The sequence below is a fragment of the Streptomyces sp. NPDC005281 genome (assembly GCF_040607495.1).
In the GTDB taxonomy this organism is placed as follows: domain Bacteria; phylum Actinomycetota; class Actinomycetes; order Streptomycetales; family Streptomycetaceae; genus Streptomyces.
The window spans coordinates 1-23,603 of sequence record NZ_JBEXGX010000023.1 but is presented as its reverse complement, the minus strand read 5'-3'; the positions used below and the strand labels follow the sequence as shown (position 1 = coordinate 23,603).

The 23,603-nt window shown below is 70.7% G+C and carries 18 protein-coding genes; 13 read left to right on the top strand and 5 right to left on the bottom strand.

Annotated elements, in window-relative coordinates; genetic code table 11:
• Positions 1 to 183 precede the first annotated feature (183 nt).
• Complete coding sequence (locus tag ABZV42_RS28555; RefSeq protein WP_103550476.1) at positions 184 to 315, top strand: hypothetical protein; 132 nt, start codon at positions 184 to 186, stop codon at positions 313 to 315.
• A 129-nt stretch (positions 316 to 444) separates the two neighbouring features.
• Here the strand turns inward: ABZV42_RS28555 and ABZV42_RS28550 are convergent, their stop codons facing one another.
• Positions 445 to 2,046 (bottom strand): metallophosphoesterase family protein, encoded by a 1,602-nt coding sequence (locus ABZV42_RS28550; RefSeq protein WP_356054205.1) that lies wholly within the window; start codon positions 2,044 to 2,046, stop codon positions 445 to 447.
• A gap of 142 nt (positions 2,047 to 2,188) precedes the next feature.
• Here ABZV42_RS28550 and ABZV42_RS28545 point away from each other — a divergent pair, with 142 nt between their 5' ends.
• The 4 genes from ABZV42_RS28545 (at position 2,189) to ABZV42_RS28530 (ending at position 7,183) form a co-directional block, all read left to right on the top strand.
• Positions 2,189 to 3,232 carry a 3-isopropylmalate dehydrogenase gene (locus tag ABZV42_RS28545; protein ID WP_355983308.1) on the top strand — a complete coding sequence of 348 codons (1,044 nt, stop codon included), beginning with the start codon at positions 2,189 to 2,191 and terminating at the stop codon, positions 3,230 to 3,232.
• Between the two features lie 267 nt (positions 3,233 to 3,499).
• Positions 3,500 to 4,588 carry a branched-chain amino acid aminotransferase gene (locus tag ABZV42_RS28540; protein ID WP_355983306.1) on the top strand — a complete coding sequence of 363 codons (1,089 nt, stop codon included), beginning with the start codon at positions 3,500 to 3,502 and terminating at the stop codon, positions 4,586 to 4,588.
• Between the two features lie 154 nt (positions 4,589 to 4,742).
• Positions 4,743 to 5,813: a hypothetical protein gene (locus tag ABZV42_RS28535; protein ID WP_355983304.1), complete on the top strand. Its 1,071-nt coding sequence runs from the start codon at positions 4,743 to 4,745 to the stop codon at positions 5,811 to 5,813.
• Positions 5,814 to 5,842: 29 nt separating this feature from the next.
• The gene (locus tag ABZV42_RS28530; protein ID WP_355983302.1) at positions 5,843 to 7,183 is read left to right on the top strand and encodes a lysine 2,3-aminomutase; all 1,341 of its coding nucleotides are present in this window, start codon (positions 5,843 to 5,845) and stop codon (positions 7,181 to 7,183) included.
• On the opposite strand, the gene ABZV42_RS28525 is transcribed toward ABZV42_RS28530, so the two are convergent.
• On the bottom strand, positions 7,130 to 8,563 hold the full coding sequence (locus tag ABZV42_RS28525) for a cytosine permease (RefSeq protein WP_355983300.1): 1,434 nt from the start codon (positions 8,561 to 8,563) through the stop codon (positions 7,130 to 7,132). The two genes, ABZV42_RS28530 and ABZV42_RS28525, sit on opposite strands and share 54 nt — an antisense overlap.
• A gap of 165 nt (positions 8,564 to 8,728) precedes the next feature.
• Here ABZV42_RS28525 and ureA point away from each other — a divergent pair, with 165 nt between their 5' ends.
• From ureA to cimA, 5 genes are all read left to right on the top strand, one after another.
• Entirely contained in the window at positions 8,729 to 9,433 is a 705-nt protein-coding gene (gene ureA / locus ABZV42_RS28520) for an urease subunit gamma (protein WP_355983298.1), read from the top strand.
• Positions 9,430 to 11,139, top strand: coding sequence for an urease subunit alpha (locus ABZV42_RS28515; protein WP_356054202.1), 1,710 nt, complete (start codon positions 9,430 to 9,432; stop codon positions 11,137 to 11,139). The genes ureA and ABZV42_RS28515 overlap by 4 nt, the downstream gene beginning before the upstream one ends.
• Before the next feature lie 26 nt (positions 11,140 to 11,165).
• Positions 11,166 to 12,203, top strand: a complete 1,038-nt coding sequence (locus ABZV42_RS28510) for an agmatine deiminase family protein (RefSeq protein WP_356054200.1) — start codon at positions 11,166 to 11,168, stop codon at positions 12,201 to 12,203.
• Positions 12,204 to 12,218: 15 nt separating this feature from the next.
• A complete protein-coding gene (locus tag ABZV42_RS28505; protein WP_355983292.1) occupies positions 12,219 to 12,827 on the top strand; it encodes a TetR/AcrR family transcriptional regulator in 609 nt (202 codons plus the stop codon).
• 384 nt (positions 12,828 to 13,211) lie between these two features.
• Entirely contained in the window at positions 13,212 to 14,816 is a 1,605-nt protein-coding gene (gene cimA, locus ABZV42_RS28500) for a citramalate synthase (protein WP_356054198.1), read from the top strand.
• A 159-nt stretch (positions 14,817 to 14,975) separates the two neighbouring features.
• Here cimA and ABZV42_RS28495 read toward each other — a convergent pair whose 3' ends face one another.
• On the bottom strand, positions 14,976 to 16,838 hold the full coding sequence (locus ABZV42_RS28495; RefSeq protein WP_356054196.1) for a lectin: 1,863 nt from the start codon (positions 16,836 to 16,838) through the stop codon (positions 14,976 to 14,978).
• Positions 16,839 to 17,106: 268 nt separating this feature from the next.
• On the opposite strand from ABZV42_RS28495, the gene ABZV42_RS28490 reads away from it, so the two are divergent.
• Positions 17,107 to 20,148, top strand: coding sequence for a glycoside hydrolase family 3 N-terminal domain-containing protein (locus tag ABZV42_RS28490; RefSeq protein WP_356054194.1), 3,042 nt, complete (start codon positions 17,107 to 17,109; stop codon positions 20,146 to 20,148).
• A gap of 94 nt (positions 20,149 to 20,242) precedes the next feature.
• On the opposite strand, the gene ABZV42_RS28485 is transcribed toward ABZV42_RS28490, so the two are convergent.
• Complete coding sequence (locus tag ABZV42_RS28485) at positions 20,243 to 20,491, bottom strand: hypothetical protein (protein WP_355983284.1); 249 nt, start codon at positions 20,489 to 20,491, stop codon at positions 20,243 to 20,245.
• 191 nt (positions 20,492 to 20,682) lie between these two features.
• Here ABZV42_RS28485 and ABZV42_RS28480 point away from each other — a divergent pair, with 191 nt between their 5' ends.
• Positions 20,683 to 22,047 carry a hypothetical protein gene (locus tag ABZV42_RS28480; protein WP_356054192.1) on the top strand — a complete coding sequence of 455 codons (1,365 nt, stop codon included), beginning with the start codon at positions 20,683 to 20,685 and terminating at the stop codon, positions 22,045 to 22,047.
• 191 nt (positions 22,048 to 22,238) lie between these two features.
• On the opposite strand, the gene ABZV42_RS28475 is transcribed toward ABZV42_RS28480, so the two are convergent.
• Positions 22,239 to 22,859 carry a YceI family protein gene (locus ABZV42_RS28475; protein ID WP_355983280.1) on the bottom strand — a complete coding sequence of 207 codons (621 nt, stop codon included), beginning with the start codon at positions 22,857 to 22,859 and terminating at the stop codon, positions 22,239 to 22,241.
• Positions 22,860 to 23,383: 524 nt separating this feature from the next.
• On the opposite strand from ABZV42_RS28475, the gene ABZV42_RS28470 reads away from it, so the two are divergent.
• Positions 23,384 to 23,603 (top strand): carboxyl transferase domain-containing protein (locus tag ABZV42_RS28470; protein ID WP_356054190.1); only part of this gene is annotated, 220 nt, incomplete at its 3' end.

Sequence of the window (23,603 nt, the reverse complement as noted above, 5' to 3'; positions counted from 1 at the left end):
CCTCGCCTAGCTTGGTAGGAGCCGAACGTCTCGCTCGACCAAGCGAATGGCGGTCGTGAGCCGGAGCCCTTTGCAGGCAACCCCTGCGGCACCGCTCCCCGCCCCTTCCGGCGTCTCGTAAATCCCTCATCGCACTTCCGGCCGCCCGTGCGGGCGCCGCCGGAGGCAAGGAGTCGATTCATCATGGCCGAGACGACCGTCCGCCGAGTCCGTCACCTCTCTCGCACGAGCAGCGAGTCCGACCGCAAGAACGCCGCCGCCGCGCTCCAGCGCGCCCTCGACCGCAGGGACAACGGCGGAGCGACGGGCCACTGAGGCCCGCCGCCCTCTCGACCGGGAGCCGCACCCGCGGGGGTGCGGCGCGGGGCCGTGCCCCGTGCCGCCCCTCGAACCCGGTTTCCGCGTCACCCCTCGAATCCGGCCTCCGCGCCGCCGGACTTGGACTCAGGTCCCGCGCCGCACCTCGAAGTGGTCGATGCGCTCGCCGCTCTGGGCCAGCGCGGACACCTTGAGCCGGGGTGAGGGGCCCGCCTGCGCCTCCACCGAGAGGAAGGAGAAGCCGGTGTACCGCACCCTGGACCACTCCACGGTGTCCGGCCTCTGCTGCTTCGACTTCGTCCAGTGGAAGGTCTCGACGGCCTCGCCGCGCGTGACCTTGCCCTCGTAGCTGTCCTTGACCCCGACGGGGAAGCGGTAGAGGCTCTTGCCCGCGCCGCCCGCCGTGACGTAGACGATCCCGTCCCGGGTCGGATCGGTCGAGGCGCCCACCGGCACCTGCCTGCCCACCTTGCCGCCCTTGATGGCGTCGGTGCGCTCGTACACGTGGTTGTGTCCGTTGATCACCAGGTCCACCTGGTGTTTGGTGAACAGCGGCACCCAGGCGTCGCGCACCCCTCCGTCGGAGGCATGTGTCGAGGTCGAGTAGGCGCAGTGGTGGAAGAAGACGACCACGAAGTCGACCTGCCCGCGCAGTTCCCCGAGCCGCTTGTCGAGCCAGGCCGTCTGCCTGCCCTCGGAGTAGCCCTTGTTGGCGGGGATCTCGTACGACACGTCGTTGGCGTCCAGCGCGACGATGCCGACGTTGCCGTACACGAACGAGTAGGCGCCCGGCGCGTTCCGGGGGTCGAAGCCGTTGCCGGGGAGCGTCCAGCGCGCCGACTGGCCGCCGTAGCCGTTCGGCGAGTACCAGGCCTCCATGTCGTGGTTGCCGGTCGTCACCATCCACGGCACCGTCTTCGCCACCGTCTCCGTCTGCTTGAGGAACAGGTCCCAGGCGGCCGGGTCGTAGATGTCCGACTCCTGGCCGAGCCCGATCCCGTCCGCGTAGCAGATGTCGCCCGCGTGCAGATGGAAGGCGGGCCCGCGGCCGAGGAGGACCTTGTCGTTGGCGAGCGCGTCGGGAGTGACGCCCTGGTCGCCGAAGGCGGTGAACACGAACTTCTCGGGGTGCGCGGGCGCCGTGCGGAAGTGGCCGATCGTGGAGTGCCGCTCCTTGCTCGCGGGGTCGGAGCCCTCGTGGCCGACTCCGTAGTAGTACGTCGCCCCGGGGCGCAGCCCGTCGAGCGCCGCGTGCAGGTAGTACTGGTCCAGGGCCGCCCGCTGTCCGGTCAGGCCCGGTGTGTGCAGATGGCGGACCTCGGCCTCGATCCTGCGGCTCAGGGCCCAGGGCGTCGGGCCCACCCGGATGTAGGGCTTCTTGACCGCGAACGGCACCTGCCAGGAGATCCGCATCTGCGTCTTCGGGTCCGCGCCGAAGGCGAGGTGGCGGCCGAACGGCGTGACGGCGGAGCCGGGCACCCGGCCGGTGGCGGGCGACGGCGAGGAGCCGGAGGCCGGCCGCGAGGGGACCCTGGTGCCCTGGGCGCAGCCGGCCAGCAGCCCGCCGCCCGCGAAGGCGCTCGCCGCGACGAGTGCGCGGCGCCGTGTGAGCCTCGTCCTCAGGTACTCGTACTGCTCCGCCATGCTCATGTCGCGTGCGAGCTCGTGCGGGATGCCGACGTCGGGGACGGGGAGCTCGGGGGAGGTCCCCCTGGAGGGAGCGGTCATGTCTGGAAAGTTCCCACCCTGCGTCAACGGCGTTCATACGTACGGGTGAACGTGTGTCGAAGCATAGGCGTGGCGCGACACCGTCGTGTCCGTATGGCGGACATCGCGTGTCATTCCATGGGACACGGAGTACGGTGCCGTCATGTCTCGCAGCATCGATCTCGCAGTGATCCCCGGTGACGGCATCGGCCAGGAAGTCGTGGCCCAGGGGCTCAGAGTCCTCTCCGCCGTCCTTCCGCCGGACGTGAAGCTGGAGACCAAGGAGTTCGACTTCGGCGCCCGGCGCTACCACGCCACCGGTGAGACCCTCACCGACGCCGACCTCGACGCCCTGAAGGGGCACGACGCCATCCTGCTCGGCGCTATCGGCGACCCCTCGGTCCCGTCCGGTGTCCTGGAGCGCGGCTTCCTGCTCAAGCTCCGCTTCGCCTTCGACCACCACGTCAACCTGCGTCCCTCGAAGCTCCTGCCCGGCGTCGCGACCCCGCTCGCCGGTCAGCCCGAGATCGACTTCGTCGTGGTCCGCGAGGGCACCGAGGGCCCGTACACCGGCAACGGCGGCACGATCCGCAAGGGCACCCCGCACGAGATCGCCACCGAGGTCTCCGTCAACACGGCGTTCGGTGTCGAGCGGGTCGTCCGTGACGCGTTCGCCCGTGCGCAGGCCCGCCCGCGCAAGAAGCTGACGCTGGTCCACAAGAACAACGTGCTGACCTTCGCCGGCCACCTGTGGACGAACGTCTTCAACAAGGTGGCGCAGGAGTTCCCCGAGGTCACCACCGACTACATCCACGTGGACGCGGCGACGATCTTCCTCGTCACCCAGCCCGAGCGCTTCGACGTGATCGTCACCGACAACCTCTTCGGCGACATCATCACCGACCTCGCCGCGGCCGTCTCCGGCGGCATCGGCGTCGCCGCCTCCGGCAACATCAACCCGAGCGGCGAGTTCCCCTCGATGTTCGAGCCCGTGCACGGCTCGGCGCCCGACATCGCGGGCCAGGGCAAGGCCGACCCCAGCGCCACCGTGCTGTCCGTCGCCCTGCTGCTGCGCCACCTCGGCTACGAGGCCGAGGCCGCCCGCATCGAGGACGCCGTCTCCGCCGACCTCGCCGAGCGGGTCGGCAAGCCCGCCCGCAGCACCGAGGAGATCGGCGACGCGCTCGCCGTGCGAGTAGCCGGCTGACCCGGCGCACCACCTACGTTCCGTAGCAGCCGCCGGGTCGCATCCGCACCCGGCGGCTTTCGCCGTTCCGTCGCCGGGTGCCACCATCAGTTCCCCGGGCCACCCCCCGGGCCGTATTCACACCGTTTCGTCCACGGCCCTCCGCGCGCGATAATCAGAGGCGGAGCCGCGGAATGAGGGAATGCTCGGACGTCCTAGCACTGGCCACGGACGGTTCGGGTGTGAGCGCGGCCCGTCACATACAACCGGTGAAGGACAAAACCACTCATGACGCAGCCCACGATCGAGCTCAAGCCCTCCGCCAGTCCGCTCGCCGCCGCCGAGCGCGAGGCGATCCTGGCCAACCCCGGGTTCGGCCGCCACTTCACCGACCACATGGTGACCGTCAAGTGGACCGAGGGCCGCGGCTGGCACGACGGCCAGCTCGTTCCGTACGGACCGCTCTCCCTCGACCCGGCGAACATGACCCTGCACTACGCGCAGGAGATCTTCGAGGGCCTCAAGGCCTACCGCCGGCCCGACGGCTCCGTCGCGACCTTCCGTCCCGACAAGAACGCCAGGCGCTTCCAGGCCTCCGCCCGCCGGCTCGGCATGCCCGAGCTGCCGGTGGAGACGTTCATCGAGGCCTGTGACGCGCTGGTCCGCCAGGACCGCGACTGGGTTCCCGCGCACGGTGGCGAGGAGTCCCTGTACCTGCGGCCATTCATGATCGCGACCGAGGTCGGTCTCGGTGTGAAGCCCGCCAACGAGTACCTCTTCCTCGTCATCGCCTCGCCCGCCGGCGCCTACTTCTCGGGCGGTGTGCGGCCGGTGTCGATCTGGCTCTCCGAGGACCGCGTCCGCGCCGTTCCCGGCGGCATGGGCGACGCGAAGACGGGCGGCAACTACGCCGCCTCCCTCCTCGCGCAGAAGGAGGCCGCGGCCAAGGGCTGCGACCAGGTCTGCTACCTCGACGCGGTCGAGCACAAGTGGATCGAGGAACTCGGCGGCATGAACCTGTACTTCGTGTACGGCGACCGCATCGTCACCCCGTCCCTCACCGGCTCCATCCTGGAGGGCGTCACCCGCGACTCCCTGCTGACCGTCGCCCGCGACCTCGGCTACACCGCCGAGGAGGGCCGCGTCTCCATCGACCAGTGGCAGACCGACGCCGAGAACGGCACCCTCACCGAGGTCTTCGCCTGCGGCACCGCCGCCGTCATCACCCCCGTCGGCACGGTCAAGCGCGACGGCACCGAGTGGCACCAGTCCGGCGGCGAGCCCGGCAAGGTCACCCTCCGCCTCCGCGAGGCCCTGCTCGACATCCAGCGCGGCATCACCGAGGACACGCACGGCTGGATGCACCCGCTGGGCTGATCCCTCACTCCTCCCGCCGGTCCCCGTCTCCCAACAGGGTTGCGGGGACCGGCTGTTCGTTCGACGCGTAGCGCCTCCGCGACACGGGTATCCACTCAGTCCACGGGGGGAGCGTGTCCTCCCGCGCGCCCGCACGGCCAGGGAGGGAGCCCAGGTGAGGGCAAGGTCGCCGCTGTCACGGCCGAGCTGGCTGCTGCGCACCCTGCGCACCCCGCGCCGACCCCAGAGCCTCACGGTCCTCGGCCTGCTCGCCGCCGTCGCCGCGCTGCTGCTCTGGAGCAGCAGGCGCATGGACAACTACGGGGAGAACCTCGCCCTCAACCTCGGCACCGACATCGTCGGCGTCGTCGTCACCGTCTTCGTGATCGGGCCGCTGATCAGCCGCGCCCAGGAGGGCCGGGTCCGCGAGCACACCCGGCTGGACTACGAATGGTTCAGCGCCCAGGTCTACGGGGCCACCTCGAACGTCAAGGTCCTCGACACCTTCTCCAGCGTCTTCGGCCCGCAGTTCTCCGAGCGGCTGTTCCGCGGCATCAAGGCGGCCACCGGGCACGGTGCCCGGGTGCAGATCCTGCTCCTGGACCCCGACTCCCTCGCGGTCATCCTGCGCGGCCGTGAACTCGGCGAGCAGAGCGCCGACATCCGCCGCGACATCCTGCGCAACCTGCGGACCCTGGACCGCTTCGCGCTGCGGCTCGACGAGGAGTGCCGTCAACTCCTCGAAGTACGCCTGTGTTCCGCGTCCCCCGGCGTGACCCTCTACCGCTGGGACGACCGCTCCCTGGTCTCCTTCCTCACGGTCGGCCGTCTTTCCGGCGAGGGCGTCCAGCTCGAAGTCGCCGTCCGTTCCCCGCTCGGCGCCTTCGTCGAACAGCGCTTCGACGAGCTGTGGCAGCAGAGCATGCCCATGGAACGGTTCACGCATCTGCCGGTGACCCTGGTCGACGCGACGGACGGGCGCAGGGCGTTCAGCGTGCGTTTCGTCTACTCTGGCGACGCCCTGTACGTCGCAGGGCACGACCTCGTGTCGTACATGGCGCGTCACCGGCTGGACCAACTGTCGGCGCACAGCGACTCCTTGAGCGCCCCCGGCGCACACGAACTCGTCGTGGTGGACGACGAGAGCGAGCTGCACGCCTTACTCATCCAGCAGTTCACGGAGAAGTATGCTGCTCCGGCGAGCGCCTTCGTCGAATTGCGGCCGGCGGCGTCGTTGACGGAATAGTCGTTGACGGAATAGAGGCTCCGGCACCAATGAGCTCAGCGCTCCACCCGGCTCCGCACGCGAGCACTCGCTCCCTCGGCACGAGTCCGCGCTTTCGGGCGTACACCTCCCGCGACCTCGACGGCCTGCTCCGGCGCGTGTCCCTGCCGTCCGACGAGCGGCTCGCCCTGCGGGCCGTGGCGGCCGTCCTGCCGTTCCGTACGAACAGTTATGTGGTCGACGAACTGATCGACTGGTCCGCCGTGCCCGGCGACCCGATCTTCCGGCTGACGTTCCCGCAGGCCGGGATGCTGCCCGAGCCCGACCTCAAGCAGATGGCGGACCTCCTCGCCCACGAGGCCCCGAAGGCCGAGGTGCTGCGCGCGGCCCACGAGATCCGGATGAGGCTCAACCCGCACCCCTCCGGGCAGCTCGACGCCAACGTCCCTGTGCACGAGGGCCGCCGCCTCACCGGTCTCCAGCACAAGTACCCGGAGACGGTGCTGATCTTCCCGCGCCAGGGCCAGACCTGCCACGCCTACTGCACGTACTGCTTCCGCTGGCCCCAGTTCGTCGGGGAGTCCGACCTGCGCATCGCCACGGACGACATCGCCGCCACGTCCGCCTATCTGCGCGCCCACCCCGAGGTCACCAGCGCGCTCATCACGGGCGGCGACCCGATGGTCATGAGCACCGAGGTGCTGCGCCGGTACGTCGAACCGCTGCTGGAGATCGACACGGTCCGCTCCATCCGCATCGGCACCAAGGCGCTGGCCTTCTGGCCGTACCGCTTCCTGACCGACCGCGACGCCGACGAGCTGCTGCGGTTGCTGGAGAAGGTGGTGGCGAGCGGCCGGACCCTCGCGCTGATGGCCCACTTCACGCATCCCCAGGAGCTGCGGCCCCCGGCCGTGCGCGCGGCGATGCGCCGGGTGCGCGACACGGGAGCGGTGATCCGCTGCCAGGGGCCCCTGGTCAGGGGGATCAACGACAGCGCCGGGGCGTGGGCCGAGCTGTGGAACGAGACGACCGCGCTGGGGGCGGTGCCGTACTACCAGTTCGTGGAGCGGGACACCGGCCCGCAGGGCTGGTTCGGGGTGCCGCTGGCCCGCTGCCACCAGATCTTCCGTGACGCCTACGCCCAGGTGTCGGGCCTCGCGCGGACCGTGCGCGGCCCGGTCATGTCGGCGATGCCGGGCAAGGTGTGCGTGGACGGGACGGCGGAGGTGGCCGGTGAGAAGGTCTTCGTGCTCCACCTCATCCAGGCCCGTGATCCGGACCTGGTGGGGCGCCCGTTCTTCGCCGCCTACGACGAGCGCGCCACCTGGTTCAGCGACCTAAAGCCGGCTTTCGGCGCGAGCCGGTTCCTGCCGGGGCTCGACCTCGGGTGACGCCGGCTTCGGCGAGAGGGCCAGGTACACGATGCCGCCGACCAGTCCGGACAGGATGAAGCTGCAGTCCACCCCGCCCGTCAGGGACAGCAGCGGACCCTCGTACGACGGCAGGGACACGGCCAGCAGACCGACGAAGGCGCCCAGCGCCCAGGCGGCGGTGGCCCGGATGTTCCAGCCGGCCCGGTACCAGTAGACGCCGCCGCGGGAGCGGCGGTTGAAGACCTGGAGGGCGTCGGCGTCGTAGATCCCGCGGCAGCGGACGAATCCGATCAGGGTGATGACCGCCCACGGGGTGCCGATCGCCGTCAGCAGCAGGACGAAGGACGTCAGCGCGGACTGGGCGTTCCAGGCGTAGTGGCCGACGAACACGCAGAGCATGGCGACGACGGCGACGGCGCAGGTGGCGCGGGCGCGCGAGGCGCGGGGCAGGATCGCGTCGAGGTCGAGGCCCATCGAGTAGAGCATCAGGCCGGCGTTGCCCACCGAACCGGCGGAGGCGGCCAGCAGCAGCGGGATCAGGTACCAGCCGGGGGAGGCGGACACGAGCGGTCCCGCGTAGTCGAGGGCCGCGCGGGCCCCGTAAGCGGTGAAGGTGCCGAAGAGCTGGGGGACCAGCAGACCGGCGATCAGGCCGAGCCAGGTGCCGTGCAGGACCGTACGGGAGGAGTGGCGCTCGGGCGAGATGTAGCGGGTGTAGTCGCCGAGCAGCGTGATGAACGCGATCGGGCCCGACAGCCCGGCCGCCACCGCGGCGAGCAGCCAGGTGGGCCAGAACGAGCCGAGCAGATAGCCGCCGGCCTCCGGGAGCGCCGCGGTGGTGAAGTGCGGGGCGTACGCGATCACGCCGACCACCAGCAGGGCCGACATGCCGAACGCGAGGGCGCGGGACATGGTGAGCAGCACCCGGTAGCCGTAGACGGCGCCCGCGACGGTGGCTGCGGCCAGCACCGCGTAGACGACCGCGTACGACAGTCCGTCCGCCGGGAGGCCGAAGAGGCGGCCGAGGACGCCGACCATCACGTCGCCGCCGATCCACACGGTCAGGGCGGTGTAGCCGAGCGCGAGGAGCAGGCCGACGACCGAGCCGACCAGTCGTCCGCGCACGCCGAACTGCGCGCCCGAGGAGGTCGAGAGGTTGGTGCCGGTCCGCAGCGAGACGAGGGCCAGCGGCGCGGTGAGCGCCGTTCCGACGACCGTGCCTGCCACGATCGAGCTCACCGAGGACCACCAGTCGAGCCCGAACGAGGGCGGCAGCCAGCCGAAGATGATCACCCCGAGGCAGAGATTGGAACCGAGCAGGATCGACACGAGATCGCGCGGCCCGCTGGTGCGTTCCTCGTCGGGGATCGTGTCGACTCCGCGCTGTTCGATCGGCATGGCTGGTCTCCTTTGACGGCCGCCTGGCGTGGTGCGGGCAAGCACCAAGAGTTTGAGCGACGTTCAATGTGACGTCTACGGTGCCTGGTCGTCAATGATTCCCTTCCATGAAATCGCCGTTTAGAGTGATGCTCTAAACAGAGGAAGGCGAGGAGGTGTCGTGGCGTGCGACTGACCCCCACGGAACGTGACCGACTGCTGCTGTTCTCGGCCGCCGAGCTGGCCCGTGCCCGCAGGGCGCGCGGACTGCGGCTCAACGTGCCGGAGGCCACCGCGCTGATCGCGGACACCGTCTGCGAGGTCGCCCGCGACGGCGGACGGCTCGCCGGGGCCATCGAGGCGGCCCGGTCCGTCCTCGGCCCCGAGGACGTGCTGCCCGGCGTCGCGGACATCGTCACCGAGGTGCATGTGGAGGCCGTCTTCGACGACGGCTCGCGCCTCGCGGTGGTGAGCGACCCCATCGGCGGCGGCCTCGGCGACCTGGCGCCCGGCGCCCTGCTGCCGGGTCCGGAGCACGCCGAGCCCGAGGCCGTCGTCCGCCTGTATGTGACGAACACGGCGCCCGTCCCCGTCTCCGTCACCTCCCACTTCCACTTCTTCGAGGCCAACCCGCGGCTCGACTTCGACCGCCCGGCCGCCTACGGCATGCGGCTGGCGGTACCCGCCGGCTCCTCCGTCCGCTTCGGCCCGGGGGAGAGCGCCGAGGTCGGGCTGCTCCCCATCGGCGGAGCCCGCGTCGCGATCGGCTTCGCGGGACTCGTCGACGGACCACTGGACGCCCCCGGAGCCAGAGAAGAGGCCCTGCGCCGGGCCGCCGCCTGCGGATACCTCGGCGTACCGGAAACCCGTGACCAGGAGGCCGAGCGATGAGCCGCCCCGGAGGCCACCCCGCCGAGGCCCGCCGCCTCACCCCCTACGAGTACGCCGCCACCCACGGCCCCCGCGCCGGGGACAGGATCAGGCTCGGCGACTCGGGGCTCACCGTCCGCGTCGAGTCCGACTCCCAGCTCCCCGGGGACGAGTTCCTCGCCGGGTTCGGCAAGACCGCCCGTGACGGGCTGCACCTCAAGGCCGCCGCCGTCCGGGACACCTGTGACGTCGTCATCAGCAACGTCGTGGTCATCGACGCCGTCCAGGGCATCCGCAAGGTGTCCATCGGCATCCGCGAGGGCCGCATCTGCTCGATCGGGCGGGCCGGCAACCCCGACACCCTCGACGGCGTCGACGTCGTGGTCGGAACCGGCACGTCCATCGTCTCCGGCGAGGGGCTCATCGCCACCGCCGGAGCCGTCGACACCCACGTCCACCTGCTCTCGCCGCGCATCATGGAGGCCTCGCTCGCCTCCGGCGTCACCACGGTCATCGGCCAGGAGTTCGGGCCGGTGTGGGGCGTCGGCGTCAACTCGCCCTGGGCGCTGCGCCACGCCTTCTCCGCCTTCGACGCCTGGCCCGTCAACATCGGCTTCCTGGGCCGGGGTTCGTCCTCCGACAGCGCGCCCCTGATCGAGGCGCTCGCCGAGGGCGGGGCGAGCGGCTTCAAGGTCCACGAGGACATGGGCGCCCACACCCGGGCGCTGGACACGGCCCTGCGGGTCGCCGAGGACCACGACGTCCAAGTCGCCCTGCACAGCGACGGGCTGAACGAGTGCCTGTCGGTCGAGGACACCCTCAAGGTGCTGGAGGGCCGCACGATCCACGCCTTCCACATCGAGGGCTGCGGCGGCGGGCACGTCCCGAACGTGCTGAAGATGGCGGGCGTCCCGAACGTCATCGGGTCCTCCACCAACCCGACCCTGCCCTTCGGCCGGGACGCGGTCGCCGAGCACTACGGCATGATCGTCTCCGTCCACGACCTGAAGACCGACCTGCCCGGCGACGCCGCCATGGCCCGCGACCGCATCCGCGCCGGGACGATGGGCGCCGAGGACGTGCTGCACGACCTGGGCGCCATCGGCATCACCTCCTCCGACGCCCAGGGCATGGGCCGCGCCGGTGAGACCGTGCGCCGCACCTTCGCCATGGCCGGGAAGATGAAGGCCCAGTTCGGCGCGCCCGAGGACCACGACAACGAACGCGTCCTGCGCTACATGGCCAAACTGACCATCAACCCGGCCATCGCGCACGGGCTCTCGCACGAGGTCGGCTCCATCGAGACCGGCAAGCTCGCCGACATCGTGCTGTGGCGCCCCGAGTACTTCGGCGCCAAACCGCAGCTCGTCCTGAAGTCCGGCTTCCCGGCCTACGGAGTCGTCGGCGACCCGAACGCCGCCACCGACACCTGCGAACCCCTGGTCCTCGGACCGCAGTTCGGGGCGCACGGCGCGACCCCCGCCGAGATCTCGGTCGCCTTCGTCGCCCAGGCCGCGCTCGACCAGGGCAACGACACCATGCCCACCCGCCGCCGCCGCGTCGCGGTCCGCGGCACCCGCGGCATCGGACCCGCCGACCTGCGCCTCAACTCCCGTACCGGAGCGGTCGACGTCGACCAGCGCAGCGGTCTGGTCACCCTCGACGGCGATCCGCTGCGCTCCGATCCCGCCGACTCGGTCTCCCTCAGCCGCCTGTACTTCTTGTGATGGACACAGCCCGTAAGGAATCACCCATGTCTGCTGCCGCCGACGGCTTCCGCATGCCTGCCGAGTGGACCCCGCACGAGCGCACCTGGATGGCGTGGCCGGGCCCCAACCCCACCTTCGACAACCCGGACGACCTCGCCGAATCCCGGATGGCGTGGGCGGCCGTGGCCCGCGCGGTCCGCCGCTTCGAACCGGTCACCGTGGTGTGCGGTCCGGGTCAGTCCGCGCAGGCCGCCGAGCTCCTCGGCCCCGGCGTCGACACCGTCGAGCGGGAACTCGACGATGCCTGGATGCGGGACATCGGCCCCACCTTCCTCACCAACGGTCAGGGCGAACTCGCCGCCGTGGACTGGACGTTCAACGGCTGGGGCGCCCAGGAGTGGGCCCGCTGGGAGCACGACTCCAAGATCGGCGCCCAGGTCGCCGAGCTGGCCGGCGCCAAGACGTACGCCTCCCGGCTCGTCAACGAGGGCGGCGCGATCCACGTCGACGGCGAGGGCACCGTGCTGCTCACCGAGACCGTGCAGCTCGGCCCCGAGCGCAACCCGGGCTGGACCCGCGAGCAGGTCGAGGCGGAGATCCACGCCCAGCTCGGCACCGAGAAGGCGATCTGGCTGCCGCGCGGACTGACCGGCGACTACCCCCCGTACGGCTTCGGCACGCTCGGTCATGTCGACATCGTCGCCGCCTTCGCCCGGGCCGGCGTGATCGTCGCGCACTCCCAGCAGGACCCCGCGCACCCTGACCACGAGGTCAGCAAGGAGGTCATCGGGCTGCTCAAGGCGCAGACCGACGCGCGCGGCCGCCGTATCGAGGTCGTCGAGGTCCCCGCTCCGGCGGCCCTGGAGGCCGACGGCCACTGGGCCGACTACTCCTACATCAACCACTACCTCTGCAACGGCGGCGTCGTCCTGTGCGGCTTCGACGACCCGCGCGACGAGACCGCCGCGGACATCTTCCGCCGGCTCTTCCCCGAGCGGACCGTGACCCTGGTGGACGCACGTACGATCTTCGCGGGCGGCGGTGGCATCCACTGCATCACCCAGCAGCAGCCGAAGGTCTGACAACGGGAGTCACGGATGGCCGGTGCGCGGAAGAACGCGCCACCGCGCGAGGAGGTCCTCGCCGCCGCCATGGAGATGATCGCCGATCGCGGTCTGGAGAAACTCACCATGGCGGCGCTCGGCCGTGAGGTCGGCATGAGCAGTGGCCATCTCCTCTACTACTTCCGCTCCAAGGACGAGCTGCTGCTGCGCACCCTGGAGTGGAGCGAGGGCCGCCTCGGCGCCGAGCGCGGCCGGCTGCTCGCCGCGCGCGGAACCGCCCGCGAGCGCCTGGACGCCTATGTCGACCTGTACGTCCCCGACGGCCACCGGGACCCGCACTGGACCCTGTGGCTGGAGGTCTGGAACCACTCCCAGAACGCCGACGAGGCCGCCCGTGAACGGCAGGCCGCCATCGAGGGCGCCTGGCACCGGGACCTCGTCGCGCTCCTCGCCGAGGGCGTCTCGCGCGGCGAGTTCCGCCCCCTCGACGCGGACCGCTTCGGCGCCCGGCTGCGCGCGCTGCTGGACGGCTTCTCCATCCATGTGGCGATCGGCCTGCGCGGCACCAGCCGCGAGCAGGTCCTGTCCCATGTGCGGGAGTTCCTCGACGAGTCGCTGGGCCGGGACGAGTCGGCGGGCTGAGACGGGTCGCTGGGCCGGGACGAGTCGGCGGGCCGGGACGAGTCGGCGGGCCTGACGACCGTACGTCCGCGCCGGTCACGTAGCCCAGTGCTCGCATCCTGAGACACCGTGTGATCGCGGGGGCGGTATGTGCCACACTGCCCCCGTGCTCTCGTTCGCCACGATTATTGGCAGCAGGCGCGCCGGTCCGCAGTGACCGCCACGTACGACCAGGTACGGGCGGACACCGTCGTTCTCGACCCGCGCGCAGACCTCTCGCACCCGCGAGGGGTTTTTCGCATTTCTGGCCCACCTTCAGCCGGGAGCGCAGCGCGAGGGATCATTGGGGGACGGTGGAGCCGGTCATTCCGGTAGACCGAGTTTCAATACAGGAGCCCTGAGACCATGACGGAAACCAGCGAAGTCGACGATTCCTTCCACGTCTTCGACACGACGCTGCGCGACGGCGCGCAGCGCGAGGGCATCAACCTCACGGTCGCGGACAAGCTGGCCATCGCGCGGCACCTGGACGACTTCGGGGTGGGCTTCATCGAGGGCGGCTGGCCCGGCGCCAACCCCCGCGACACCGAGTTCTTCGCCCGCGCCCGGCAGGAGATCGACTTCCGGCACGCGAAGCTCGTGGCCTTCGGCGCGACCCGCAGGGCCGGCGGCAAGGCGAGCGAGGACCCCCAGGTCAAGGCACTCCTGGACTCGGGTGCCCCGGTGATCACGCTGGTCGCCAAGTCGCACGACCGGCATGTGGAGCTGGCGCTGCGCACCACCCTGGAGGAGAACCTGGAGATGGTCCGCGACACCGTCTCCCACCTGGTCGCGCAGGGACGGCGGGTGTTCGTGGACTGCGAGCACTTCTTCGACGGCTACCGCGCCAACGCCGCCTACGCGAAGTCCGTCGTTCGCGCCGCGCACGAGGCCGGCGCCGATGTGGTCGTGCTGTGCGACACCAACGGCGGGATGCTCCCGGCGCAGGTGCAGGCGGTGGTCTCCACCGTCCTGGCGGACACCGGCGCCCGCCTGGGCATGCACGCCCAGGACGACACCGGCTGCGCGGTCGCCAACACCCTGGCCGCCGTCGACGCGGGTGCCACGCAAGTGCAGTGCACCGCCAACGGCTACGGCGAGCGCGTCGGCAACGCCAACCTCTTCCCCGTGGTCGCCGCCCTCGAGCTCAAGTACGGCAAGAAGGTGCTCCCCGAGGGCGCGCTGCGGGAGATGACGCGGATCTCGCACGCGATCGCCGAGGTCGTCAACCTGACCCCCTCCACCCACCAGCCGTACGTCGGGGTGTCGGCGTTCGCGCACAAGGCGGGTCTGCACGCCTCCGCGATCAAGGTCGACCCGGACCTGTACCAGCACATCGACCCGGAACAGGTCGGCAACACCATGCGGATGCTGGTCTCCGACATGGCCGGCCGCGCCTCCATCGAGCTCAAGGGCAAGGAGCTGGGAGTCGACCTCGGCGACGACCGCGAGCTCGTCGGCCGGGTCGTGGAGCGGGTCAAGGAGCGCGAGCTCAAGGGCTACACCTACGAAGCCGCCGACGCCTCCTTCGAACTCCTGCTGCGCGAGGAGGTCGAGGGCAGGAAGCGCACCTACTTCGAGGTCGAGTCCTGGCGGGCCATCGTCGAGGACCGCCCCGACGGAAGCCACGCCAACGAGGCCACGGTCAAGCTCTTCGCCAAGGGAGAGCGCATCGTCGCCACCGCCGAGGGCAACGGCCCCGTCAACGCCCTCGACCGCGCCCTGCGCGTGGCCCTGGAGACGCTGTACCCGCAGCTGGCCAAGCTGGAACTGGTCGACTACAAGGTCCGCATCCTGGAGGGCAAGCACGGCACGCAGTCCACGACCCGGGTCCTCATCTCCACGTCCGACGGCACGGGGGAGTGGTCCACGGTCGGCGTCGCCGAGAACGTCATCGCCGCCTCCTGGCAGGCGCTGGAGGACGCGTACACCTTCGGCCTGCTGCGGGCCGGGGTGGAACCCGCTTCGTAACCGGACCCGAACGCCGGAGGGAGCGGGAAGCGCACCCTCCGGCGTTCACGGCATCTCGGTCCCTCCGGCGTTCACGGCCCGCTCGGCCCTTCCGCGTTCACGGCGTCCCGGATCCGCCGGCGTTCACCGTGTCCCGGCTCCGGCCGGCGCGGCGGACCGCTAACCCAGATGCCATTTCTGGTTGGCGGCCCCCGTGCACGACCAGATCTGCGCCCGTGCCCCGTTCGCCGACGAAGCGTCCGTCACATCGAGGCATTTGTTCGCCGCGGTGTTGACCACGTCACCCGTCGAGGAGTTGTACGACCACTGCTGGGCGCCCGACCCGTTGCAGTCGTAGAGCTGGACCTTGGCTCCGTCGGACGTCGACCCCGACGTGACGTCGAGGCACTTCCCGAGCGAGCGCGCCGAACCGTCGGCACCCAGGGTCCAGGACTGCGCGGCGGTCCCGTTGCAGTCGTAGAGCTGCACCGCCGTGCCGTTGGCGCTCGAACCGCCCGCCACATCCAGGCACTTGCCGGCCGGCCCGACGAAGGCTCCCGCCTGGCTGCCCCCGCCCGACTGCGTCCCGGACCAGGTGAACGTCGCCGACGTCCTGCCGGGCAGCGAGTAGGTCGCGTGCTGCGCACCCCAGTTGATGGTGACCGTCTTCGCCGCCGAGCTGTCGTTGTACGCGATCAGGGCCTTCGAGCCGTCCGGGTTGCGCCAGGCGACGTTCGGGACGGCCGACGACGCCGTGGAGGCGATCCGCTGTGCCCCGGGCCGGACGAACTTCGTCAGGTGCCCCATCGTGTAGTACTCGACCGTGTAGTCGACGGTTCCGCTCGCCCCGTCCCCGTTGTGCACGGTGATCAGCCCGGTGCAGGTGCCGCAACCCCCGTTGTGCGGGCCCTTGTTCTGGTCCACGGCGAGCGACCACTCGGTCACCGACTTCGCCCAGTTGCGGGTGTAGTCGACGATGTTGAGCATGTCCTCGCGCTGCTGGTCGGCGATCCAGGTGCCGCCGGAGTGCTCGGTCCCGAAGGCGTCGAGGCCCGGGTACTGGTTGTGCACACCGGTCTGCTTGGCGATGTCACCGCCGTACCCGTGCCAGGCGATCCCGCCGAAGTTCGGGTGCGAGCGGACCGCGGCGTCGTCGACCGTCGCCGCCGCGTAGGAGTCGTACACGTCCCAGTTCCAGTCGTGGGCGAGCACCTTGGTGGACAGCCCGGCCGCCTGGAGCCTGGGCAGCAGCTCGCTCTTGGTGAAGTAGGCGAGCCCCGAGGCGTTCCAGCTCATCGAGGGGTAACCCGAGCAGCAGGTCGGCTCGTTCTGGGCGGTGACGTACGAGACGGGGACGCCCTGGTCCCGGTACGCCTGGAGGTACTTCACGAAGTACGAGGCGTACGCGCCGTAGTCCTCGGCCTTCAGCCAGCCGCCGTTGAGCGACCCGCTGTCCTTCATCCAGGCCGGAGCCGTCCACGGCGAGGCCATCACCGTCAGGGAGGGGTTGAGCTGGAGGGCCTGCTTCGTCAGCGGCACCACGTCGGCGAGGTCGTGCGCGACGGAGAACTGCGCCAGGTTCGGGTCGCTCTGACCGGCCGGCACGTCGTCGTAGGTGTAGCCGTAGCGGGCGAGGTCCGAGGCGCCCATCGGGTTGCGCAGGAAGGACAGTCCGATCCCGTCCGTCGGCGAGAACAGTTTGCGCATGGTCGCGTCGCGGGCGCTCTGCGACAAGGCGCCGCTGCTGTTCATCAGCCAGGCCGCGGTGTCCGTGAAGGACGCGCCGCCGCCGGTGAAGGTCTGGTACCGGGTGTTCTCGTCGACGGTGATGTTCTCACCGCCGCCACCGCTGCCCGACTGGAAGGCGAACGGAGCCTGGGCCTGGAGCCCGCGCACGACATGGCGTCCGCCGTCGTCGTCCGTCGTCGTCAGATAGGCGGTGACCTGTTCGCCCGCTGCGTGCGCGGGCGCGGCCGCCGTGAATCCCGCGGTGGCGAGCAGCCCGGCGACGATCAGCCGGGCCGCCCGAGTGGATCTCCTCATGGAGCGCCGCCCTTCTGGAGGTGGGGGGAAGGCGTGCGAGGCGTGAGTAAATGACGGCTGCGGACCCGCGTCAAGGGGGTGCGCGTTCAGATTTTGAACGAACAACTGCTCTGATCCGGACGTGAGTTGAGTGTGTACCGGTTGTGGTGTGAAGTCTTGACGGGTTGCCGGGACGCCAGTTAACTCACGCCGTGATCTAAGCCGTAAGAAGAGGCACGTCGTCAAGAAGCACGTCGTCAGAACAACGTGAGAGTCGAGGGGGAACCCATTGACCGGGCTCGATCGGAATTCCGTACGAAGAACCGCTCTGCTGGCCGGTGCCGCGCTGATCGCCGGACTGCTTCCGCTCGCTTCGGCGGCGGTGGCGGCGGCCGATGATCCCGCGCCCGTCCCGGTCGACCGCTTCGAGGGAGAGGTGCCCTTCGCGAGCCAGCCCGCCGACGGCATCTTCACCTGGGGCGGCGACAGCGACGACCCGCCGAAACTCGCCCTGACCGCACGGTCCGACGCGCCCGAGGGCGCCAAGGTCCTCACCGGTGACTACGACATCAGCGGCTACGGCGGGTTCAGCCACGACTTCGCCGCCGACCAGCCGGCCCACGACTGGTCGGCGCACAAGGGCATCCGCTTCTGGTGGGACGGCCACGACAACGCCAAGAAGATCGCCTTCGAGATCAAGGACGGCGGCGCCAACGGCGAGGCCTCCGAGCTGTGGACGACCTCCTTCACCGACGACTTCAGTGGCTGGAAACAGATCGAGATCCCGTTCGCCGACTTCGTCTATCGCACGGACTACCAGCCCGTCGGAGGCATCGACCACGTCCTCGGGCTGACACAGATGTGGGGCTACGCCCTCACCCTCCCGGTCGGCCTCCAGGGGCAGTTCGCCATGGACGACGTCGAGCTGTACGGCAAGGCCGACCAGTCCCTGCGGGCCTCCGTCACCACCGACGCGGCGGTCTACCCGGTACGGGAGGGCGGCACGGCCGCCGTGAAGGTCTCCGTCGCCACGACCGGCTCCGCCCCCATCGACGAGCCCGTGACCGTCGCGTACGAGAGCGCGGGCGGCACCGCAACCCCCGGCAGGGACTACACCCCGGTCCGGGGCGAGGTCACCTTCCCGGCGGGCACCGTGTCCGGCACCAGTCGCACCGTCAAGGTCCCGACCCTGCGCGACCGGTCGGCCGAAGCGGCCGAGACGATCCCCCTCAAGTTCACGGTGACCGGCGCCAAGGCCCCGGCCGAGACCCCGCAGGTCGTCATCGACGCCCACGGACTCCCGTACCTGGAACCGAAGCTGTCCGTGAAGAAGCGGGTCGCCGACCTCCTCTCCCGGATGTCCCTCGAGGAGAAGGCCGGGCAGATGACCCAGGCCGAGCGCGGCGCGATCGGCACGGGCGGTGACATCGCCTCCGAAGACCTCGGGTCACTGCTCTCCGGCGGCGGTTCCACGCCGACCCCCAACACCCCCGCGGCCTGGGCGAAGATGATCGACGGCTATCAGCTCCGGGCGCAGGCCACCCGCTTCCAGATCCCGCTGATCTACGGCGTGGACGCGGTGCACGGTCACAACAACCTCGCCGGCGCGACGATCATGCCTCACAACATCGGCATCGGCGCGACCCGTGATCCCCGGCTGGCCGAACGGACGGGCGCGGTGACCGCGTCCGAGGTCCGTGCCACCGGCATCCCGTGGGACTTCGCGCCCTGCCTGTGCGTGACCCGCGACGAGCGCTGGGGCCGCTCCTACGAGTCCTTCGGCGAGGACCCGGCGCTCGTCCAGTCCATGGAGACGATCGTCCAGGGCCTCCAGGGCGCCCGTAACGGCAAGGACCTGAAGGACGACGACAAGGTCCTCGCCACCGCGAAGCACTTCGTCGGTGACGGCGGTACCGGGTACGGAACGTCCACGACGGGCTCGTACACCCTCGACCAGGGCGTCACCAAGGTCACCCGGCAGCAGCTGGAAGCCGTTCACCTGGCCCCGTTCCGAACGGCGGTCGACCGGGGCGTCGGTTCGGTCATGCCGTCCTATTCCTCGCTCGACATCGTCGGTGACGGCCAGGGCCCGGTGAAGATGCACGCCCGCGCCGACATGATCAACGGCGTGCTCAAGGGCCGGATGGGCTTCAGCGGCTTCGTCATCAGCGACTGGAATGCCATCGACCAGCTCCCCGGCGACTACGCCTCGCACGTCCGCACCTCGGTCAACGCGGGCGTGGACATGATGATGGTGCCGTACTCGTACAAGGACTTCCGTACGACGCTCATGAGCGAGGTGACCGCCGGCCGCGTCAGCGAGCGGCGGATCGACGACGCCGTGTCCCGCATCCTCACCCAGAAGTTCAAGCTGGGCCTCTTCGAGAAGCCCTACGCGGACACGAGCGGCGCCTCGAAGATCGGCTCCGCCGCGCACCGGGCCGTGGCGCGGCAGGCGGCGGCCGAGTCCCAGGTCCTGCTGAAGAACGCGGGAGGCGTACTCCCGCTGAAGAAGTCCCAGAAGGTGTACGTCGCCGGTTCGAACGCCGACGACCTCGGCAACCAGACCGGCGGCTGGACCCTCACCTGGCAGGGCTCGTCCGGCGCCGTCACCAAGGGCACGACGATCCTTGAGGGCATGCGGAACGCCGGCGGCGACGTCACCTACTCCAAGGACGCCTCGGCGCCGACCGGCGGCTACGACGTCGGTGTGGTCGTCGTCGGCGAGACCCCGTACGCGGAGGGTGTCGGCGATGTCGGCAACGGCAACGACCTGGAGCTCACCGCGGCCGACAAGGCGGCCGTCGACAAGGTCTGCGCGGCCATGAAGTGCGCGGTGCTGATCGTCTCGGGCCGCCCGCAGCTCATCGGCGACCGGCTCGGCTCCGTCGACTCCCTGGTCGCCTCGTGGCTGCCGGGCACCGAGGGCGACGGCGTCGCCGACGTCCTCTACGGAAAGCGCGCCTTCACCGGGCAGCTCCCGGTCACCTGGCCGAAGTCGGAGTCCCAGTTGCCGATCAACGTCGGTGACACCTCCTACGACCCGCAGTTCCCGTACGGATGGGGTCTCACGACACTGACGGACCTGCCGAAGGGCGGCGCCGACACACTCGGCGCGCTCGCCCGGGCGGCCTCGGCCGCGGAACGCTCCGGCGACGACCGGGCCGCCCGCAGGGCCGTGACGAAGGCCCGTCTGCTCGTCCAGCGGAAGATCGGTTCGTCGGTCACCGCGGCGAACGCGGGGCCCTTCGCGGACGCGGACCACCTTCTGCTGACCGGCCACTACGCGAAGGCGGTGGCCGCGCTGACGAAGGCGTACCGCGCCGGGTGAGGAAAGGACGTGGAGGGCCGGCCGGGGCTGAGCACCAGCCCCGGCCGGTCCGCGTTCCGGTCCGCGTTCCGGTCCGCGTTCCGGTCCCCGCCGGCTACGGCGCGGGTGCCGTGGCCGTGGCGCCCGCGGATTCCCTGGCCGCCTTGCGGGCCTTGAGCGCCTTGACCACCTCGTACACACGGATCACGGAGAACACGAGCACCGCGAGGCCGAGGAACGCCCCGAAGGCCGATCCGTCCCGGGCCGCGGCGTAGAAGAGGAGGCCGCTGAAGGGGAAGCCGACGACGATGAGCAGCGGCTCGCGAACCCAGAAGGGGAGAACGCGAAGGATGAGTCCGACCATCCGGCCACTTCAGCAGGTTCATGCCAGCCGCCGCTGTGATGGAAGCCACAATTCCGGAAGGTGGAATCGAATCGTTCCGCGACGCCGGTCCGACGCCCTTCCCCCGGCCGCCTCGGTCGTCCCTCTCCCGGTCACCCCGGCCGCCGTTCCCTCGATGTCCTGTTTCACTCCGGTTCGGGTAGTTTCAAGGCATGAGGGCCGCACACAACCGAGGACTTCCAGGCCTGTTGGTCGCGCTGACACTCGCGGCCCTCGCCATGGTGTGGATCCCGGCGCCCCGGGCCCACGCCGCCACCGATGTCTCCACCGTGGCGGCGGCCCTGAGGAAGGGTCCCGTCTATGTGGACCCGGCCGCCTCCGGCCAGCTCTCCGTGCCGGAGGCCGATGCCCTCGCAGCCAAGATCAAGAAGGCCGACAAGCCCCTCTTCATCGCCGTGCTGCCCGCGGGCTTCCCCACCCGGAACCTCTTCCAGAACCTGCGCACCGACACCGGCGTCACCGGCCTCTACGCGATCAGGCTCGGCGACCGCTTCGACGCCCGCGCCGACTCCGCGGTGATGTCGCGCACGGCCGTGCGGAACCTCGTCACCAGCGTCCAGGGCGTGTCGGACGCGAACACCCAGCTGAACCGGTTCACCGACCGCGCGCTGGCCGCCATCCATGGTGAGGCCCCCGCGAGCTGGGGCGGCGGCATGGACAGCGGAGGCGTTCCGACGGGCGCGCTGATCGCGGTCGGCGCGGTGGCCGTCGTCGGAGGCGCGGGCGCGTACGCGGTCGTGCGCCGCAACCGGCGCCGCGAGCAGGAGGAACAGCGGGCCGCGCTCGACCGGCTCCGCGTGGTCGTCGACGAGGACATCACCGCCTTCGGCGAGGAACTGGACCGGCTCGACTTCCACCCCGCGGAGGCCGGCGCGGACGACGCGATGCGCGCGGACTACGAACGAGCGCTCGACGCCTACGAACAGGCGAAGTCCTTCATGGCCGGGGCCCGGCGCCCGGAGGACGTGCGCGCCGTCACCCAGGCCCTGGAGGAGGGCCGCTTCTCCCTGGCCGTGCTCGCGGCGCGCCGCGAGGGCCGCCCGGTCCCCGCGCGCCGCGCGCCCTGCTTCTTCGACCCGCGGCACGGCCCGTCCGTCGCCGACACGGCCTGGACGCCCGCCGGGGGCGCGCCCCGCGAGGTCCCGGTCTGCAAGGCGGACTGGATGCGTCTGGCCGGCGGTGAGGAACCGGCGGTCCGCGAGGTCGAGACCGACCGCGGCCGCCGCCCGTACTGGGACGCGGGCCCGGCGTACGGACCCTGGGCGGGCGGCTATTTCGGCGGTGGCGTGCTGCCGGGCCTGCTCGTCGGGACCGTGCTCGGCAGCATGATGGCGAGCCCCGGGTACGGGGCCGCGTACGGCACCGGCTACGGCGACTTCGGCGGCGGCTACGACGGAGGCGACGTCTCCGGTGCCGATTTCGACCCCGGTGATTTCGGCGGCGGCTTCGGTGACGGCGGGGGAGGCGGGGGAGGCGACTTCGGCGGTGGCGGCGGTGATTTCGGCGGCGGCTTCTGAGGGGTTGCGGGCCAGGGGCCGCCCATGGTCAGGCGCCCGGGTTCTCCGATGATCCGAGGCCCGGGGTCGCCCGTGGTCCCGCGCCCGAGGCCGGACATGGCCCGCGCACGCGGCGGCGCCGGGCGCCCCTGTGCGGGGTGCCCGGCGCCGGAGAACAGCGTGCGGCGGTGCGGGGGCCTTCGGCCCGTGGCTCAGCCGGCGTTCTTGATCGCCGAGATGTCGAAGTTCAGCTTGATCTTGTCGGAGACGAGGACGCCGCCGGTCTCCAGGGCCGCGTTCCACGTGAGGCCCCACTCGGAGCGGAGGATCTCGGCCTTGCCCTCGAAGCCCACGCGCTCGTTGCCGAACGGGTCCTTCGCGGCGCCGTTGAACTCCAGGTCGATGCTGATCTGCTTGGTGGTACCGAGGATCTCCAGGTCGCCGGTGATCCGGTAGTCGTCACCGCCCAGAGCCTCCGCCTTGGCCGAGCGGAAGGTCATCGTCGGGAACTCGTCGGTCTTGAAGAAGTCGGAGCTCTTGAGGTGACCGTCACGGTCGGCGGACCCGGTGTCGATGCTCTCCATCTTGATGTCGAGGGAGGCCGTGGACCGGGCCGGGTCGCCGCCGTCCAGGTGCAGCGTGCCCTCGAAGTCGTTGAACTTGCCCTTGACGTTGGTCACCATCGCGTGCCGGGCGACGAAGCCGATCGTCGAGTGCGCCGGGTCGATGGTGTACTCGCCGGTCAGGGCGGCCAGGTCCGGGTTGACGACGCCGGCGGTCGCGGCGGCGGTGGTCTCGGCGGTGTCGGTGGTCTTGCGGCCGAAGATGCCCATCAGAAGCTCCTTGGGGGACGGTCCGCGGCTCCGGGGAGAGCCACGGGGATAATCTGTTGAATGTTCAACGAGGTCAACAGGGGCAACCGTAGACCTATTCCGTTCAAGTTTCAACAGTATCCAGGATGTGCCCATGCGGTGACGCTGGGTCGCGACTGCCCGGCCCCGGCGGATGCGCCCGGAACTCGGACACGGCCCCCGTGTACCCCCGTACAGTCGACCCAACAGGCGCCACGGCCGTATCTCCGCGCGACCGCCCGAAGTGGCGGCCGGGCGGGGGCTCCGGGGCCGGCCGGCCCCGCCGAACGGGGGCCGTGTCACCCCAGTGATGGCATGTGCCACTCATGAATGTCGGATGGCGCTCGGCCGAACGGTTTGTGTGTTCTCCACAACCCTGAACCCCTCCGGGCAGTCGGATCGCCTGCACGTGATGGTGGTTCTGTTCAGGGGCACCAGGAAAACGGTCCGAGGACTGTGCAGAGTCGACGGGCCCGTTTCCTTGGTGGACTTCGTATGGTCGCTACATGACCGTTTTGGACGAGGCCGACACCGCGAGCACCACGATCCCCACAGGCGAGCCGACGGACGCGCGTGGCCGTGTGGCGGAACTGCACGCCATTCGTGCGGAGGCCTTGCGGGGTCCCAGCGAGAAGGCGACCGAGGCGCAGCATGCCAAGGGCAAGCTGACGGCGCGGGAGCGGATCGAGCTGCTGCTGGACGCGGGCTCGTTCCGGGAGGTCGAGC

Excerpts from the sequence above, each read along its gene's own strand:
- ABZV42_RS28555 (WP_103550476.1), top strand. The coding sequence starts at position 184 with ATGGCCGAGACGACCGTCCGCCGAGTCCGTCACCTCTCTCGCACGAGC.
- ABZV42_RS28550 (WP_356054205.1), bottom strand. The coding sequence starts at position 2,046 with ATGACCGCTCCCTCCAGGGGGACCTCCCCCGAGCTCCCCGTCCCCGAC.
- ABZV42_RS28545 (WP_355983308.1), top strand. The coding sequence starts at position 2,189 with ATGTCTCGCAGCATCGATCTCGCAGTGATCCCCGGTGACGGCATCGGC.
- ABZV42_RS28540 (WP_355983306.1), top strand. The coding sequence starts at position 3,500 with ATGACGCAGCCCACGATCGAGCTCAAGCCCTCCGCCAGTCCGCTCGCC.
- ABZV42_RS28530 (WP_355983302.1), top strand. The coding sequence starts at position 5,843 with ATGAGCTCAGCGCTCCACCCGGCTCCGCACGCGAGCACTCGCTCCCTC.
- ABZV42_RS28525 (WP_355983300.1), bottom strand. The coding sequence starts at position 8,563 with ATGCCGATCGAACAGCGCGGAGTCGACACGATCCCCGACGAGGAACGC.
- ABZV42_RS28515 (WP_356054202.1), top strand. The coding sequence starts at position 9,430 with ATGAGCCGCCCCGGAGGCCACCCCGCCGAGGCCCGCCGCCTCACCCCC.
- ABZV42_RS28510 (WP_356054200.1), top strand. The coding sequence starts at position 11,166 with ATGTCTGCTGCCGCCGACGGCTTCCGCATGCCTGCCGAGTGGACCCCG.
- ABZV42_RS28505 (WP_355983292.1), top strand. The coding sequence starts at position 12,219 with ATGGCCGGTGCGCGGAAGAACGCGCCACCGCGCGAGGAGGTCCTCGCC.
- cimA (WP_356054198.1), top strand. The coding sequence starts at position 13,212 with ATGACGGAAACCAGCGAAGTCGACGATTCCTTCCACGTCTTCGACACG.
- ABZV42_RS28495 (WP_356054196.1), bottom strand. The coding sequence starts at position 16,838 with ATGAGGAGATCCACTCGGGCGGCCCGGCTGATCGTCGCCGGGCTGCTC.
- ABZV42_RS28485 (WP_355983284.1), bottom strand. The coding sequence starts at position 20,491 with ATGGTCGGACTCATCCTTCGCGTTCTCCCCTTCTGGGTTCGCGAGCCG.
- ABZV42_RS28480 (WP_356054192.1), top strand. The coding sequence starts at position 20,683 with ATGAGGGCCGCACACAACCGAGGACTTCCAGGCCTGTTGGTCGCGCTG.
- ABZV42_RS28475 (WP_355983280.1), bottom strand. The coding sequence starts at position 22,859 with ATGGGCATCTTCGGCCGCAAGACCACCGACACCGCCGAGACCACCGCC.